Origin of the sequence: Candidatus Sordicultor fermentans (assembly GCF_012728195.1) — a bacterium.
In the GTDB taxonomy this organism is placed as follows: Bacteria; Atribacterota; Atribacteria; order Atribacterales; family Caldatribacteriaceae; genus Sordicultor; species Sordicultor fermentans.
This window is the reverse complement of sequence record NZ_JAAYFP010000024.1, coordinates 1-1,970: the sequence shown is the minus strand read 5'-3', so window position 1 is coordinate 1,970 and position 1,970 is coordinate 1. Positions and strand designations below refer to the sequence as shown.

3 protein-coding genes are annotated in these 1,970 nt (G+C 39.1%); all 3 read left to right on the top strand.

The annotated features are described in order from the left end of the window. The coding region (locus tag GXZ17_RS01105; protein ID WP_409375445.1) for a tyrosine-type recombinase/integrase at positions 1-490 on the top strand (490 nt) is incomplete at its 5' end. Positions 491-874: 384 nt separating this feature from the next. Beyond that, positions 875-1,834 (top strand): sugar-binding transcriptional regulator, encoded by a 960-nt coding sequence (locus GXZ17_RS01100; RefSeq protein WP_409375444.1) that lies wholly within the window; start codon positions 875-877, stop codon positions 1,832-1,834. A gap of 2 nt (positions 1,835-1,836) precedes the next feature. After that, on the top strand, positions 1,837-1,970 hold a 134-nt coding region (locus tag GXZ17_RS01095; protein ID WP_409375446.1), incomplete at its 3' end, for an SDR family NAD(P)-dependent oxidoreductase.

Below are 1,970 nucleotides of genomic sequence, written 5' to 3'. Positions count from 1 at the left end.
TGTTATGTTGCTTACCTTTCTAGATACTGGAATAAGGCTTTCTGAGTTGCTTACTCTAACTATCGATCGAACTAATCTTATTCGTGGGTCTCTGTTAGTGGAGGGAAAAGGAGAAAAGGAAAGAGAAGTTTATATGGGAAAAACTTTGCGTAAAGAAATGAGCCGGTGGTTAAAGATGAGAGGTTTTTACCCTTATGAAGACCGGGTATTTGTTACTCGTGACGGTAGACCACTTAAAAAGCGAGGAGTGGAACAAATCGTTGAGCGCTTAGCTAAAAAAGCGGGAATTCAGGGGGTAAGATGTTCTCCTCGTACTCTACGCCACACTTTCGCTACTAACTTTATAAGAAATGGCGGTGATGTTTTCACTTTACAAATGCTATTAGGACATTCAGACATCCAAACTTGTATGGTTTACGTTCATATGGGTGGGAAGCAACTCCGAGAAGCTATGCTCAAGTATTCTCCAGTGGATAGGTTGGGAGGGTAGAAATAATTGTGAGAGAAGGAAAATAATTTTCCAAAAATTTTCCTCCCCCTATTGACGAACTTAAAAAGTGGATGGCCTTTGTGGTAAAGGGCTAATTTGATGTTCCAAGGGGAATTTACTAATTTAGCAATTTTTAATTTCCTGTCCTTTCTATTGAAGCATTATATGTTTGAAACGATAAAGTGATGAAGAGAGTTATCCATTTTTACAAGGAAAAATTTGACCTTTTATTACTAAAGGACATTTTCTCGAGGATTTTAAGGGTGACATTACAACAGAATAACTACAACATGGCAACTCGAATACTTGACAATTTATTTTCCTGGTAGTAATATTTGTTCATCTTATAACATATGTTAGTTAACAAATGTCAAATAGGATAAAGTGGATAACAAAGAGTTAAAACAGGAAAGACTAATGATTCAGGCAGCCAAGCTTTTTTACCAGGATGGTTTAAGCATGGTAGAAGCGAGTGAGTTGTTAGGTATTTCCCGCCAAAAATTTTCTCAACTGGTTAAAATGGCAAAGGAGACGGGAGTAGTCCAGATAAAGATTTTAGATCCAGAAGAGAATAGAATATTAGAATTAGAAGAAGCTCTTAAAAACCGATTTGCTTTGAAAAAAGTTAGAGTTGTAGAAGTATTTTCTGACCAAGGTGAGCTTGTCAGAAAAAGCGTGGGAGAAGCTGGGTTTAGACTACTGTCAGAATTAGTAAAACCAGGAGATAAAATTGGGATAGCCTATGGCAGAACTCTTTACCAGTTAGTTTTATTTGCGAGACCCATCAACTGCCCTAACCTGGGAGTTGTCCAGTTAATGGGAGGACTGAGCCGGATATCGGTCGATGTTGTTGCTACTGAAATTCCTCGAAGATTGGCCAACATATTAGATGCTCAGGTATACTATCTTATGGCTCCTGCTTTTACTAAAGACCAAGCTACCCGGGATGCTATACTTCAAGACGAGAATGTTCAGGCCACTCTCCGAGAAAAGATTGATATTGCTTTGGTAGGGATTGGCAACCTCTCTCCCGAGGCTACTTTGATTAGAACTGAGACTATTACTCAAGCAGAGCACCAGGAGCTTTTAGATAAAAAAGCAGTAGGAGACGTTTGTGGAATATATTTTGATGTTCAAGGAAGAATAATCGATTTTCCTGGTAACCAAAGAAGAATTGCTCGTTCCTTGGAGGACTTAAAAAAGATCCCCTTTGTGGTAGGAATAGCCGGAGGATTAGATAAAACTCAAGCTATTTTAGGGGCTCTAAGAGGAGGTTTGGTTAATGCCCTGGTAGTAGATAAAATTACAGCTGAGAGGCTGTTAAAATTAGAAGAGGAGGAATAACCTTGGAAGGAGTTAATTTCAGTACAGATTTTTCTCTGGAAGGGAAAGTAGCTTTAGTTACCGGAGGAGCTCAAGGGATTGGTAAAGCAATAGCTCTACTCTTTGCCCAGAAGGGGGCAGATTTGATCCTGGTGGA